Source organism: Clostridium sp. AM28-20LB, from assembly GCF_003480665.1.
In the GTDB taxonomy this organism is placed as follows: Bacteria; Bacillota; Clostridia; order Lachnospirales; family Lachnospiraceae; genus Otoolea; species Otoolea fessa.
This window is the reverse complement of sequence record NZ_QUJN01000023.1, coordinates 1-230: the sequence shown is the minus strand read 5'-3', so window position 1 is coordinate 230 and position 230 is coordinate 1. Positions and strand designations below refer to the sequence as shown.

The 230-nt window shown below is 37.0% G+C and carries 1 protein-coding gene; it reads right to left on the bottom strand.

The window, feature by feature from the left end; all coding sequences use genetic code 11:
• The coding region (locus DW739_RS15265) for a recombinase family protein (protein WP_243023803.1) at window positions 1-230 on the bottom strand (230 nt) is incomplete at both ends.

The window sequence follows — 230 nt, the reverse complement described above, 5'->3', positions numbered from 1 at the left end:
TTTTTGTCCTTATAGGAATTTTTGAATGTCCTGAAGTTGACAGTCTTTCCGATATACTCTGGTCGGGCAATCAGAGTAGTAACCTGATTTCCTCGCCACATATATGGATTTTCTTTGTCATAGTTGCTTGCATGATTTCCAAGTCCCTTTTTGCCAAGATAATAAGATGGTCTTTCAATTTTTTCTTCTGAAAGTTCTCTTGCTATCTGATAAGGTCCTTTTCCCTCAAT